Genomic DNA, 14,955 nt, shown 5'->3' with positions numbered 1-14,955 from the left:
AATTGCTTGATGACGTACATTTATCACCTGATACCTGCCACCTAAAAACCTGAAACCTTACATATATCACCTTATAACCTGAAATTTTATAACCTAAAACCTAATACGCCTTGTAAAACGGCATAAAAATACGGGCTGTGGTGACGATACCGCAGCCCGTATTTTTATGCCGTTTTACAAGGCGTATGTAACCTCTTGAAAATCAATACGATACCTTTTGAATTCCAAAAGGTGGCGTTTTAGGCTCTAAAAGGTGCCCTTTTGCACACTGAAAGGGCACCTTTTAAAAGCCGAAAGATGCCGTATCGGAAACCGGGAAGAAAACTTTACGGTTGCAGAGAGATAACAATGACATTAATGAATGTAATTTTCATGAACTACACGAACCGTTTATAACGAAAAAAATTACACATCCGAAACTCTTATTAATAACTTAAACAAAACCACGTGTTTACATTTTAGATTGAAATAAAACCGACATTAAAACATAACAAATCATAACGCAGAGCGAAAATGTAGATAAAAAGCTTTTTATTTGACAGCACACTACAATGTCAGAAAGAAAGAAATTAATTACTTTTGCATACAATTTGAAAGATTTCAACAGGTTTTACTAATCAAAAGTAACACAATAATGGCAAAAGGATTGTACAGTGCCGAATACGAACATGACGCCTGTGGCGTGGGAATGGTAGTGAACATACACGGCAACAAGAGTCACGAGCTTGTGAACAACGCACTGAAAGTGCTCGAAAACATGCAACACCGAGGCGCGGAAGGCGCCGACAACAAGACAGGCGACGGAGCGGGAATAATGCTGCAGATACCTCATGAGTTCATATTATTACAGGGAATACCTGTCCCCGAGAAGGGAAAATACGGCACGGGCATCGTTTTCATGCCGAAAGATGCGGCAAGACAGCAGGCAATCCTCAGCATAATGATAGAAGAGACGGAACGCGAGGGGTTATCGTTGATGCATTTGCGCAATGTTCCCACAAACCCGGCGTGTCTCGGAGAGACGGCACTGCAAAGCGAACCCGACATAAAACAAGTGTTCATCACAGGCGTCACAGACGACAAGGTGCCCGTGTTCGAGCGCACATTATATATAATAAGGAAGAAGATAGAGCGCCGCGTAACAGACAGTGACTTCTATATCTGCTCACTGTCAAACAAGAACATCGTGTACAAGGGCATGCTGTCGAGCATGCAGTTGCGGCAGTACTATCCGGACTTAACCAACAACTACTTCACGAGCGGACTGGCATTGGTCCACTCACGCTTCTCAACCAACACGTTCCCCACTTGGAGTCTGGCACAGCCGTTCCGCCTTCTCGCCCACAACGGCGAGATAAACACCATACGCGGAAACAGAGGCTGGATGCAGGCACGCGAAAGTGTGCTCAACTCGGGTGCACTGGGAGACATCAGGAACATCACTCCGATAATCCAACAGGGCATGAGCGACTCGGCAAGCCTTGACAATGTATTCGAGTTTTTTGTAATGAGCGGACTGTCACTGCCCCACGCCATGTCCGTAATGGTGCCAGAGAGTTTCAATGACAAGAACCCCATTTCGGAAGATCTTAAGGCTTTTTACGAGTACCACTCCATACTCATGGAACCATGGGACGGTCCGGCGGCCCTGTTGTTCAGCGACGGACGCTTTGCCGGAGGACTGCTCGACCGCAACGGACTGCGCCCCGCGCGTTACACAATAACAAAAAGCGACACCATGGTTGTGGCAAGTGAGGTGGGCGTAATGGACTTCGAACCGTCGGAAATAGCAGAGAAAGGACGCCTGCAGCCGGGAAAGATACTTCTAATTGACACACAGGAGGGCAAAATATACTACGACGGGGACATCAAGGAGAGCCTTGCCAACGAACATCCGTACCGCCGCTGGCTGTCCACAAACTGTATACAGCTGGAGAAACTGCGGAGCGGGCGCAAGGTAAGCAACGGTGTTGACAACCTGATGCGCAACGAACTGATATTCGGCTACGGCAAGGAGGACATAGAAAACACAATAATACCCATGTGCGTAAACGGTCAAGAACCCACAGCGGCAATGGGCAACGACACTCCTCTGGCTGTTCTGAGCGACCGTCCGCAGTTGTTTTTCAATTATTTCCGCCAGCAGTTCGCCCAAGTTACCAATCCTGCCATCGACTCGATACGCGAAAATCTGGTCATGTCACTGACTGAATACATCGGCAGAGTTGGCTCCGGCATACTCAATCCGGACGAAAGCAACTGCAAAATGGTGCGCCTTCCGCATCCCGTTCTTAACAACACACAGCTCGACATACTGTGCAACATCCGCTATAAAGGCTTCAACACCGTCAAACTGCCCATGCTCTTCGAATGTGCCAAGGGAGGCAGCGGACTCCGCACGGCACTCGACAACCTCTGCAAGGAGGCGGAACGGAGCGTGGACGACGGCTACAACTACATCATTCTGTCAGACCGCGACGTCGACGAGGACCATGCCGCCATTCCGTCGCTGCTCGCCGTAAGCGCCGTACACCACTATCTCATATCTGCCGGCAAACGTGTGCAGACGGCACTCATTGTGGAAAGCGGCGAGATACGCGAGACGATGCACGCCGCACTACTGCTGGGCTACGGTGCGTCGGCACTGTGCCCGTACATGGCATTTGCCATAATGGACGACCTCGTAAGGCGCGGAAAGATACAGGAGAACTATGAGACGGCGGAGGCAAACTACATAAAGGCAGTAAAAAAAGCACTGCTCAAGATCATGGCGAAGATGGGTATCTCCACAATACGGTCGTACCGCGGAGCCAAGATATTCGAGAGCATCGGTCTTTCTGAGACCCTTCTGAACAAATATTTCGGCACACAGATATCTACCATCGGCGGTATAGGGACGGACATCATCGCTCGCGACGCCACGGCAATGCACGATGCAGGCTTCGCCGAGGACATCAACACGGACTTCCTGCCCAACCACGGACTGTTTCACTATCGCAAAGACGGCATCAGTCACGCATGGAATCCGGAGACGATAGCAGCGCTCCAGCTTGCCACACGCACCGGCAGCTATGCCAAATACAAGGAGTTCACGCGTCTGGCGGACAATAAAGAGAAGCCGATATTCATACGCGACTTCTTCAGTTTCAGGCACGGCACCCCGATAGACATCGACAAGGTGGAACCCGTCGAGAGCATCGTGAAACACTTTGTGGCAGGTGCAATGAGTTTCGGAGCGTTGAGCAAAGAGGCGCACGAGGCTATCTGCCTTGCCATGAACAAGTTGGGCACACGCTCGAACACAGGCGAAGGCGGCGAGGACAGCAGCCGTTTCTGTTCCACATACGACGGGATATCACTGTCAAGCAAGACTAAGCAGGTGGCAAGCGGACGTTTCGGGGTTACAGCCGAATATCTTGTCAATGCCGAAGAGATACAGATAAAGGTGGCACAGGGTGCAAAGCCGGGAGAGGGAGGACAGCTGCCTGGCTTCAAGGTGAACGAGGTCATCGCCCGCACGCGTCACTCCATACCGGGCATAAGCCTCATCTCTCCCCCGCCCCACCACGACATCTACTCAATAGAAGACCTCGCACAGCTCATATTCGACCTTAAGAACGTCAATCCAAAGGCTGTGATAAGCGTCAAGTTGGTGGCGGAAAGCGGTGTGGGAACAATCGCCGCAGGCGTGGCGAAAGCCAAAGCAGACCTCATCGTGATATCCGGAGCCGAGGGAGGCACGGGCGCATCGCCCGCATCGAGCATGCGTTTTGCCGGGATATCGCCGGAGATTGGACTCAGCGAGACCCAACAGACACTGATGAAAAACGGTTTGCGAGGCAAAGTGAGACTGCAAGTGGACGGGCAGCTGAAAACCGGACGCGACATAATAGCCATGGCGTTGCTCGGCGCGGAGGAGTTTGCTTTCGGCACACTGACGCTCATCGTGCTCGGCTGTGTAATGATGCGCAAATGTAATATGAACACGTGTCCGCTCGGAGTGACGACACAAGACCCAGAACTAAGGCGCCACTTCATGGGCAAATACGAATATCTGGTGAACTACTTCACCTTCCTTGCACAGGAGGTGCGCGAATATCTGGCGGAAATGGGATATTCAAAACTCGACGACATCGTGGGACATACGGAACTGATAGAGACCGTTACGGAAACCGGCAACAGCAAGCATGCCGCGCTGGATTTCAGCCGTATGCTCGCGAGAGAAGACAGTCTGTGCTCCATGCACTGCAAGGACAGACAGGAACACGACATCGCAGATGTGCTCGACAGGCGGATAATCGCAGCCGCGCAGAAAGCCATCGACTACGGCGAGGAGGTAAACCTCGACTACGCAATAAAGAACACCGACCGTGCAACGGGCACCATGCTGAGCGGACTGATAGCCGGGAAGCACGGCGAAGCTGGTCTGCCGGACTCTACCATAAACATTAAGTTCAAGGGAAGTGCCGGACAAAGCTTCGGTGCATTCCTCGTAAAGGGTGTCAATCTGAAACTGGAGGGCGAGGCAAACGACTACTTCGGCAAGGGACTGAGCGGAGGACGCATCGCCATTCTGCCACCAATAAGGAGCAACTTCAACGCCGAGGACAACATCATCGCGGGCAACACCGGACTTTACGGCGCCACCGACGGCGAACTGTATGTCAACGGCAAGGTGGGCGAACGTTTCGGCGTGCGCAACTCCGGAGCAATAGCTGTAATCGAGGGAGCCGGCGACCACTGCTGCGAATACATGACCGGCGGGCGCGTCGTTGTGCTGGGAGAGACCGGAAGGAACTTTGCGGCGGGCATGAGCGGCGGTGTTGCTTACGTATGGGACAAGCACCACAACTTCGACTACTTCTGTAACATGGACATGGTGGAGATAAATCTCGTAGAGGAAAGCAGTCACCGGAAGGAGCTGCACGAACTTATACGACAGCATTACCTGTATACCGGCTCAAAGCTTGCTCGCACAATGCTCGACGACTGGAACCGTTATGTGGAGGACTTCATACAGATTGTGCCGATAGAATACAAACGTGTGCTGCAGGAGGAGCAGGTAAAGAAACTTCAACAGAAGATTGCCGACATGCAGAGAGACTATTAAATGAAGAATTAAGAATGATGAATGAAGAATTAGGGTTTGCATCATTATATTGCAGCATCTATCCTTTCATCATCATTCTTAATGACAATATAAAACCGAAAAATGAATTATGAAACGATGCAAGAACATGTGACAAACCCTTATTCTTCATTCATCATTCCTCATTCTTCATTAAATAAAAAACAATGGGAAATCCAAAAGCATTCTTAACGATACACCGCCAGGAGGCGGGATACCGCCCGTTGCACGACCGCATACACGACTTCGGCGAGGTGGAACAGACACTCAACGAGAAAGACAGGCGCACACAGGCATCGAGATGCATGGACTGCGGCGTGGCATTCTGTCATTGGGCATGCCCGCTGGGCAATAAACCGCCGGAGTGGAACGACGCCCTTTACAAAGGCGACTGGGAACTGGCATACCGGCTGCTCAACGAGACGAACGACTTTCCGGAGTTTACCGGACGCGTATGTCCCGCCTTATGCGAGAAAGCATGCGTGCTGAACCTAACGCACCACGAGCCTACGACAAACCGGGAAGACGAGTGTGCCATAACCGAACACGCCTTTGCGGAGAACTACATACGCATACACAGTCCGAAACGGAACGGGAAGAGTGTTGCCGTGATAGGCGCGGGACCGGCAGGTCTGACGGCGGCAAACCGTCTAAACCTGAAAGGATATGCGGTGACAGTGTTCGACAGAAACGAAAACGCGGGCGGACTGCTGCGCTACGGAATACCCAACTTCAAACTGAACAAGACAATAATAGACCGCAGGATAAGCCTGCTTGAAGCCGAAGGCATCACCTTCAGATATGGCGAAGACATCGACGTGATGTCTCTGCCCGAAGGTTTCGACGCATACATCATAGCAACCGGCACGCCCACAGCACGCAACCTCGACATTCCCGGGCGCGAACTGAAAGGAGTGCACCTTGCCCTCGAGATGCTGGCACAGCAAAACAGAGTACTTGCCGGAGCTGACATAAGCAAGGACAAGTTGGTCAACGCACGTGGCAAAGACGTGCTGGTGATAGGCGGCGGCGACACGGGCAGCGACTGCATAGGAACCGCCCACCGCCAGGGATGCCGCAGCGTGACACAGATAGAGATAATGCCCAAGCCGCCGGTAGGTCACTCCGATCCTGCAAATCCATGGCCCGCATATCCCAGAACGCTGAAAACGACGTCGAGCCATGAGGAAGGCTGCACGCGGCGTTGGAACCTAAACACACTGAGATTTACCGGAAAAGACGGCAAAGTGACAGCTGCCGAGGTTCAGGAGGTGACATGGGAGTCTGTCGCAGACGGCGGACGCCCCGTAATGAAGCCGGTTGGAGAACCTGAAACGATAAAGGCAGACATGGTGCTTCTGGCAATGGGCTTTATCAAACCCGTACAGCCGCAGTTTGCAGAAAACGTCTTCGTTTGCGGCGATGCGGCAAACGGTGCCTCACTTGTAGTACGGGCAATGGCAGACGGGCGCAGGGCGGCAGCCGAGGCAGACAGGTATCTGAAAAGATAATGCCGTTGACACGGTACACACAAGCGCTCTCATTCACAAAATAAAAGAAGAATACGACACACGACAGACAGCACACTGCGCTGCAAAACATGCCGAAAATAATAAAGGCGGAACCTCGGTTCCGCCTTTCTCGTGGACTTTACGCCCTATCTTAACACTTATCCTGAATAATCATCTGCAACAACAACCACCATCAGTTGTAGCAGCTCTCACCATGCTCGTATATGTCAAGCCCCTCTTCTTCTATACGTCTGTCAACACGCAGACGGCTGATTTTGTTCATCCCGGCGAAGAGTATCACACCCATGACTGCCGCCCAGGCATCTATACACAACACTCCGAAGCACTGCGCGCCGAGAAATCCCCAGCCATGACCATACAACGCACCCGACTCAACAGACAACAATCCGGTAAGAACTGTGCCCAATATGCCGCACACACCATGCACGGAGCTTGCTCCCACCGGATCGTCTACATGCAGTTTAGCATCGATAAACTCTATCGAGAACACCAGAACGACACCGCACACCGCACCGACTGACACGGCACCCACGGGCGACACAAGGTCGCAACCAGCCGTAATACCCACAAGCCCGGCAAGAATACCGTTAAGCGTGAGTGAGAATGAAGGTTTGCCATACTTTATCCATGTAACGAACATGGTGGCGACACCGCCGGCAACAGCCGACAGGTTTGTTATAAGAAACACGTGGGATATAGCCATGCGGTTGACACTGCCCGAAGCAGCGAGCTGCGAACCCGGGTTGAAACCGAACCACCCGAACCACAGGATGAAAACACCGAGAGCCGCAACAAGCAAGTTGTGCCCCGGTATGGCATGGCTTTTCCCGTCCTTGGCATACTTGCCGAGACGCGGTCCGAGAACCATGGCACCGATGAAAGCCAGCACTCCGCCGACTGAATGTACTATTGCCGAGCCTGCAAAGTCGTGGAACACGGTTCCGAAAGTCCTCATCATGAAACTATCGGCAGCCCCGTTGCAAAGCCATCCGCCACCCCATGTCCAGTGTCCCTCCACCGGATAGATTACAAGCGATATGACAACAGAATATATTACATACATGTTGAACTTGGTGCGTTCTGCCATTGCACCCGACACTATAGTAGCCGCCGTTGCACAAAACACTGTCTCGAACACAAGAAAGCCCTCAACCGGAAGGTCGCCGGAGTAAAAAGAGAGGTCGCCGAAGTTGGGCATTCCGACAAAGCCATCACCGTTACAACCGAACATCATGCCAAAACCAGCAAACCAGAAGAGCAACGATCCGAACATGAAATCAACGAAATTCTTGAACAAGATGTTAGCTGTGTTCTTCCCACGGGTAAATCCCGCCTCGCAAAGAGCAAACCCCGGCTGCATGAAAAACACCAGCATGGCAGCCAACAACATCCATACCGTATCTAAAGATATACACAAATCTGACATAAAAAAGCTTTTTATTAAATCGTTTATAACCTACAATAAGAACTATTTTTCCTGTTCCGCGTTGTAAAGGGCAATGTCTCCACGCTCACCGGTACGTATGCGTATAGAGTCTTCCACAGGTATCACGAATATGCGCCCGTCGCCTATCTCGCCCGTATACGCCGCCAGGCGGACAGCTTCGACAACCTTCCCGACGTTCTTGTCACGCACCACGATTGACACCAATGTACGCTCTATGGAACTTGTATCGTACATCACGCCGCGGTATATGCGCGCCTGTCTCGACTTGCCCACGCCGCGCACGTCGTAGTAAGAGAACCACTCTATGTCCACAGAGAGCAACGCCTCCTTGACATCCTCAAACTTTGTCTTGCGTATTATCGCCTCAATCTTTCTCATAACAGATAACCTTTATATGCTTAAAAACATTTTTCAAAATGCCCATATTTATCGCCATATAGCGACATTATGCAATGTTTGCGATACAAAATTAGTCCTTTATAAAAACAAAACGACCGGCAAAACGACATTTTAGTACATTAAACGTGCCACGGATTACACTTTATCACAAGGTCGCAGAGCATACATTAAAACCGTAAGAACATTATTGAAAAAGATTGCAGATTGTCAGAACTACACCTATTGATGACAATTTATACAGTTATTATTAATATTCCACCCGGCAAATTACATTCTCAAATCACGCAACATGTATTTGCTTACAATATGCATGACATTTCCCTGTATATCCATAAATCCGAAAGCAAAGCGCAAAAATTAACGTTTTATGTCAGCATAAACATGACATTTCCGACTAAAATGTTGTAATTTTGCATACGTTATCAGACAAAAAGAAATATTTTAAGGTAAAAGCCAATCAATATGACACAATCGAAAACAATGTTCACAAAGATGCACGGAGCCGGCAACGACTATATATACGTGAACACCTTATTATATAATATACCCGATCCGGCTGCCACCGCCATAAAATGGAGCGACCGCCACAAAGGCATAGGCAGCGACGGACTGGTTCTGATTGGCTACCCGGACACTATCGACGCCGACTATTCAATGCGCATATTCAATGCCGACGGCTCCGAAGCGATGATGTGCGGCAACGCGTCGAGGTGCATAGGAAAATATCTCTACGAGAAAGGCATCACCGACAAGACGAGCATAAGGCTCGAGACCCTTTCGGGAATAAAGGTGTTGCAGCTGCATATAGAAGGGCGAAAGGTGACCGGTGTCACCGTGGACATGCTTGCACCAACACTTGCGGACAAGACACAAATTGCCACCCCCGACGGCAGCATGACCGAAGGGACGCTGCGGGCTGGAAACAAGGAGTTCACCGGAACATTCGTATCGATGGGCAACCCCCACTTCGTGACTTTTGTGGATGACATCTCTACGATAGACATCGCCGCATACGGAAGCATTCTCGAACGCAACGACATATTTCCCGACAGATGCAACATAGAATTTGCTCAGGTGACAGCCGACGGTGACATACGCACACGTGTGTGGGAACGCGGCAGCGGTATAACCATGGCATGTGGCACGGGAGCATGTGCCACGGCCGTGGCGGCAGCGCTGACGGGAAGAAGCGGAAGAAAAAGCCGCATACTCATGGACGGCGGAACACTCTGCATAGAGTGGCGCGAGGACAACGGACACGTATACATGACGGGACTCGCCGAATTTGTATTCGACGGCGAGGCGGAACCTTGAAAAAGGCACAAAAAGACATACAAGCGAAGCATCTCAAACAGGTCTTTCAACAACCTGATATACAATGTGTTGCAAAAGGGCACCTTTCAGGCTGCAAAAGGGCACCTTTCAGAGTCTGAAATGCCGTATTTCAGAGTCCGAAAGGGCACCTCTTGGAAAACGTCCGTTCACATGCCGGTACGAAAGAAGACATAAACGGCAGGCGCAACACATACCGGCAACGGCAAACTTAACAACAACATAAAGTAACATGGCACTCATAAACGACCACTATCTTAAGCTGACAAAGAACTATCTCTTTGCCGACATAGCAAAGAAAGTAAACGCTTTCAAGGTTTCACACCCACGCTCGGAAGTGATAAGCCTCGGCATAGGCGACGTCACCCAGCCCCTCTGTCCGGCAGTGACGGAAGCTATGCACAAGGCGGTGGACGACCTTGCCACAAAAGAAAGGTTTCACGGATACGGTCCGGAGCAAGGCTATATGTGGCTGCGCGAGGCTATTGTCAAGAACGACTTCCTGCCCAGGGGTGTGCATATAGACCCAAGCGAGGTATTCATCAACGACGGTGCCAAAAGCGACACGGGCAACATAGGCGAGCTTGTGCGCTGGGACAACAGCATAGGAGTGACCGACCCGATATATCCCGTATACATAGACTCGAACGTGATGATAGGCAGAGCGGGCGTGATGAAAGACGGGCAGTGGAGCAACGTGACATACATACCATGCTCGGAAGCCAACAACTTCGTGCCGCAGATACCCGACCGCCGCGTGGACATCATCTACCTGTGCTATCCCAACAACCCCACGGGAACGGTGATAACGAAAGAAGAGTTGAAGAAATGGGTGAACTACGCCCTTAAGAACGATACCCTGATATTCTATGATGCCGCATACGAGGCATACATACAGGACGAAAGCATCCCACACTCGATATACGAGATAAAGGGAGCGCGCAAGGTTGCCATAGAGTTCCACAGCTATTCGAAGACGGCAGGCTTTACGGGCGTGCGCTGCGGATATACCGTAGTGCCCAAGGAACTTACCGCCGCAACGATAGACGGCAGCGAGCGGCTACCGCTGAACCCGATGTGGCTACGCAGGCAGAGCACTAAATTCAACGGCACAAGCTACATAAGCCAAAGGGCTGCGGAAGCTATATACACGCCGGAGGGCAAAAGGCAGGTAAAGGCAACGATAGGATACTATATGGACAACGCGCTGATGATGCGCAACGCGCTGACGCGCCTCGGTCTGAAAGTGTACGGCGGAGAGAACGCCCCATATCTGTGGGTGAAGACACCGGGCAACACCGACAGCTGGAAGTTCTTCGAACAGATGCTCTACGGGGCACAGGTGGTATGTACGCCGGGCGTGGGTTTCGGTCCGAGTGGCGAGGGATTTGTGCGGCTGACATCGTTCGGCGAGCGCGACAACTGCGAGGAGGCGCTGCACCGCATAGGACGCTGGATGAACGAAAGATTATAACGGAAAGCGTCGGAACGTGCTATAAATGAAAAATTTACCGTATCTTTGCATAAGATAAGCTGCGTCTCGGCAATTTGAAACGAATTTCATTGCACTCGGTTTGCACTATCTTTGCATCACAGAAAAGAAGATGCCGATATCCGTTTCATAATGACGCAGACACGCATACCGCAGATATGGCGGCACGGCAGCATTACAACAATTACATAAAACAAACATATAAACACAACGAACGTTTACAAATAAAACTCATATACAATGGCTAATTTAAGATTTCAGGTTGTTGAAGAGGCTTTCAAGAAAAAGCCGACGGAGGTTATCACACCGGTAGAACGCCCGTCGGAATTCTTCGGAAAGTACGTGTTTAACCGTGCAAAAATGTACAAATATCTGCCTGCAAGCGTCTACGAGAAACTGATAGACGTTATCGACAACGGCTCGACACTCGACCGCTCGATTGCCGACGCCGTGGCAGCCGGCATGAAGCAGTGGGCTGAGGAAAACGGTGTGACACACTACACGCACTGGTTCCAGCCACTTACAGAGGGTACGGCGGAGAAACACGACGCCTTCATAGAACACGACGGCAAGGGCGGCATGATAGAGGAATTCTCGGGAAAGCTGCTCGTACAGCAGGAACCTGACGCCAGCTCATTCCCCAACGGCGGTATACGCAACACTTTCGAGGCACGCGGATACTCGGCATGGGATCCCACATCGCCCGTGTTCATCATCGATGACACGCTTTGTATTCCGACAATATTCATATCATATACCGGTGAGGCACTCGACTACAAGGCTCCGCTGCTGCGCGCCCTGCACGCCGTAAACGTGGCTGCAACGGAAGTGTGCCGCTATTTCGACCCGGCGGTGAACAAGGTTACATGCAACCTGGGCTGGGAACAGGAGTACTTCCTCGTAGACGAAGGACTGTACAGCGCACGCCCCGACCTCATGCTCACGGGTCGCACGCTTATGGGACACGACTCTGCGAAGAACCAGCAGATGGACGACCACTACTTCGGAGCAATTCCCGACCGTGTACAGGCATTCATGAAAGATCTCGAGATACAGGCTCTCGAACTGTCTATACCTTGCAAGACACGTCACAACGAGGTTGCCCCAAACCAGTTTGAGATTGCCCCGATATACGAAGAAACCAATCTGGCAGTAGACCACAACATGCTGCTCATGTCGCTGATGAAGCGCGTTGCGCGCAAGCACGGCTTCCGCGTGCTGCTGCACGAGAAACCTTTTGCCGGCATCAACGGCTCGGGCAAGCACAACAACTGGAGCCTGTCCACCGACACGGGCGTGCTGCTGCATGCACCGGGAAAGAACGCTGAGGACAACCTGCGCTTCGTAACATTCATCGTCGAGACGCTTATGGGCGTATACCGTCACAACGGACTGCTCAAGGCATCTATCATGAGCGCAACAAACGCACACCGTCTGGGAGCCAACGAGGCACCGCCCGCCATAATATCGTCATTCCTCGGAAAACAGTTGACAGAGCTTCTCGACCACATCGAGAAGAACGACAAGGAGGATCTTTTCGACATGGCAGGAAAGCAGAAGATGGCAATGGACATCCCCGAGATACCCGAACTGCTCATAGACAACACCGACCGCAACCGTACATCGCCGTTTGCCTTCACCGGCAACAGGTTCGAGTTCCGCGCCGTAGGCTCGGAAGCAAACTGCGCTTCGGCGATGATTGCGCTGAACACGGCTGTAGCGGAAGCCTTGACCGACTTCAAGAAACGTGTCGATACACTTATCGCCGCAGGAAAGGAAAAGCGCAACGCCATAATAGAGACAATACGCGAGGACATCAAGACGTGCAAGCCGATACGCTTTGACGGCAACGGATATTCGGACGAATGGGTTGAAGAGGCAAAGCGTCGCGGACTCGACTGTGAGACAAGTTGCCCGATTATCTTCGACAACTATCTGAGCGAAGGCTCCGTAAAGATGTTCGAAAGCATGAACGTTATGAACTCGAAGGAGCTTGAAGCACGCAACGAGGTGAAATGGGAGACGTATACAAAGAAAATACAGATAGAAGCACGCGTAATGGGCGACCTGTCGATGAACCACATCATACCTGTTGCCACCCACTATCAGAGCCAGCTTGCCAAGAACGTGCAGAACATGAGACAGATTTTCCCGGTGGAAAAAGCAGAGCAGCTGACGGCACGAAACCTCAAGATAATAGAGGAAATTGCAGAGCGCACGCAGGCTATAGAAACAGGAGTGGAGGAACTTGTAAACGCACGCAAGGTAGCCAACAAAATTGAAAGCGAGCGCGAGAAAGCTATAGCATACCACGACACGGTTGCTCCGAAAATGGAGAAGATACGCTACCAGATAGACAAACTGGAACTTATCGTTGCCGATGAGCTGTGGACACTGCCCAAGTATCGCGAGATGCTGTTCATCAGATAACATCCAACCTGCCACCGTACTGAACCGGAGAAACGGCAGGAGAGGAAACTCAAGCAATCCGACTGGCTGCGGTCGTCGGATTGTTTAAGTTTGCAGAGTGGAACGACAGTACATGCCGTTTCACTCTTTTGGAATTAAAGAGGGTACGACATTTTGTAAACAATAACACTTGACGACATGGACAATCCATACATCAAACAGTTTCCACATCTGATGGAGAACAAGAAAATACTGTACGTTCACGGCTTCGGCTCCTCAGGACAGTCGGGCACGGTAGACAAAATACGCGAGATGCTGCCTGCCGCCACGGTGACGGCTCCCGACCTCCCGATACATCCGGAAGAGGCAATGGAACTGCTAAGAACGACATGCGACAGTCTGAAGCCTCATCTTATTATAGGCACGTCGATGGGAGGCATGTATTCGGAAATGCTGCGCGGATATGACCGTATACTGGTGAACCCCGCCCTGCGCATGGCAGACACCATGCACGAACATGGCATGACGGGCAAGCAGGTGTTCAGCAATCCGCGGCAGGACGGCATACAGGAGTTTATCGTTACAAAAGCACTGGTAAAAGAATACCGTACCATGACCGACCGATGTTTCGACGGTGTGGACGATGACGAGCGGAGAAGAGTGTGGGGATTGTTCGGCGACATGGACACGACCGTGAACAACCGCGCCCTGTTTTTCAGCCACTATCCGCAGACAGTGGGCTTTCACGGCGGGCACCGGTTAAACGACAAGACGCTGATACACGCCGTAATGCCGGTGATACAGTGGATTGACGACAAGCAGGAACACCGCGAGCGACCCATGGTATATATCAGTATTGACAGTCTGCGCGACAGTCACGACAGACCGTTCTCAAGTGCCGTGAAAGCATTCTGCCGGCTCTTCGAGCTTTACAATGTGTACATCGTGGTGGCAGCTCCGAGTGCCGACCCGTCATATATGGCAGAAGCACAGCGTTGGATTGACGAGTTTATAAACACACCGGCACACAATCATGTGATATTCACCAACCGCAAGGACCTTATATACGGCGACTATCTGATAGACCCATCAGCAGACAACGGCGCAGAGGACTTTATGGGCACGCTGATAAAGTTCGGCGACGATACATTCAAGACGTGGGAGGAGATAATGGAGTATTTTGAAAGACTCGGAGGACAATAAGTTTTCATCCCTT

8 protein-coding genes are annotated in these 14,955 nt (G+C 51.2%); 6 read left to right on the top strand and 2 right to left on the bottom strand.

From position 1 onward, the window contains the following. Window positions 1–634: 634 nt before the first annotated feature. Both gltB and HPS54_RS03585 read left to right on the top strand, forming a co-directional pair. A complete protein-coding gene (gltB, locus tag HPS54_RS03590; protein WP_172344103.1) occupies window positions 635–5,110 on the top strand; it encodes a glutamate synthase large subunit in 4,476 nt (1,491 codons plus the stop codon). A 185-nt stretch (window positions 5,111–5,295) separates the two neighbouring features. Beyond that, entirely contained in the window at window positions 5,296–6,639 is a 1,344-nt protein-coding gene (locus HPS54_RS03585) for a glutamate synthase subunit beta (RefSeq protein WP_172344102.1), read from the top strand. Between the two features lie 193 nt (window positions 6,640–6,832). Here HPS54_RS03585 and HPS54_RS03580 read toward each other — a convergent pair whose 3' ends face one another. Further along, entirely contained in the window at window positions 6,833–8,086 is a 1,254-nt protein-coding gene (locus tag HPS54_RS03580; protein ID WP_172344101.1) for an ammonium transporter, read from the bottom strand. A 42-nt stretch (window positions 8,087–8,128) separates the two neighbouring features. Then, window positions 8,129–8,485, bottom strand: coding sequence for a P-II family nitrogen regulator (locus HPS54_RS03575; protein ID WP_172344100.1), 357 nt, complete (start codon window positions 8,483–8,485; stop codon window positions 8,129–8,131). A gap of 483 nt (window positions 8,486–8,968) precedes the next feature. Here HPS54_RS03575 and dapF point away from each other — a divergent pair, with 483 nt between their 5' ends. From dapF to HPS54_RS03555, 4 genes are all read left to right on the top strand, one after another. Further along, entirely contained in the window at window positions 8,969–9,820 is an 852-nt protein-coding gene (gene dapF / locus HPS54_RS03570; protein WP_172344099.1) for a diaminopimelate epimerase, read from the top strand. Window positions 9,821–10,070: 250 nt separating this feature from the next. Further along, complete coding sequence (locus tag HPS54_RS03565; RefSeq protein WP_172344098.1) at window positions 10,071–11,312, top strand: LL-diaminopimelate aminotransferase; 1,242 nt, start codon at window positions 10,071–10,073, stop codon at window positions 11,310–11,312. A gap of 258 nt (window positions 11,313–11,570) precedes the next feature. After that, a complete protein-coding gene (locus HPS54_RS03560) occupies window positions 11,571–13,760 on the top strand; it encodes a glutamine synthetase III family protein (RefSeq protein WP_172344097.1) in 2,190 nt (729 codons plus the stop codon). Between the two features lie 177 nt (window positions 13,761–13,937). After that, complete coding sequence (locus HPS54_RS03555) at window positions 13,938–14,942, top strand: YqiA/YcfP family alpha/beta fold hydrolase (RefSeq protein WP_172344096.1); 1,005 nt, start codon at window positions 13,938–13,940, stop codon at window positions 14,940–14,942. Window positions 14,943–14,955 lie beyond the last annotated feature (13 nt).

Origin of the sequence: Xylanibacter caecicola (genome assembly GCF_013166515.1) — a bacterium.
GTDB lineage: Bacteria > Bacteroidota > Bacteroidia > Bacteroidales > Bacteroidaceae > Prevotella > Prevotella caecicola.
This window is presented reverse-complemented; position numbering and strand designations above follow the sequence as displayed.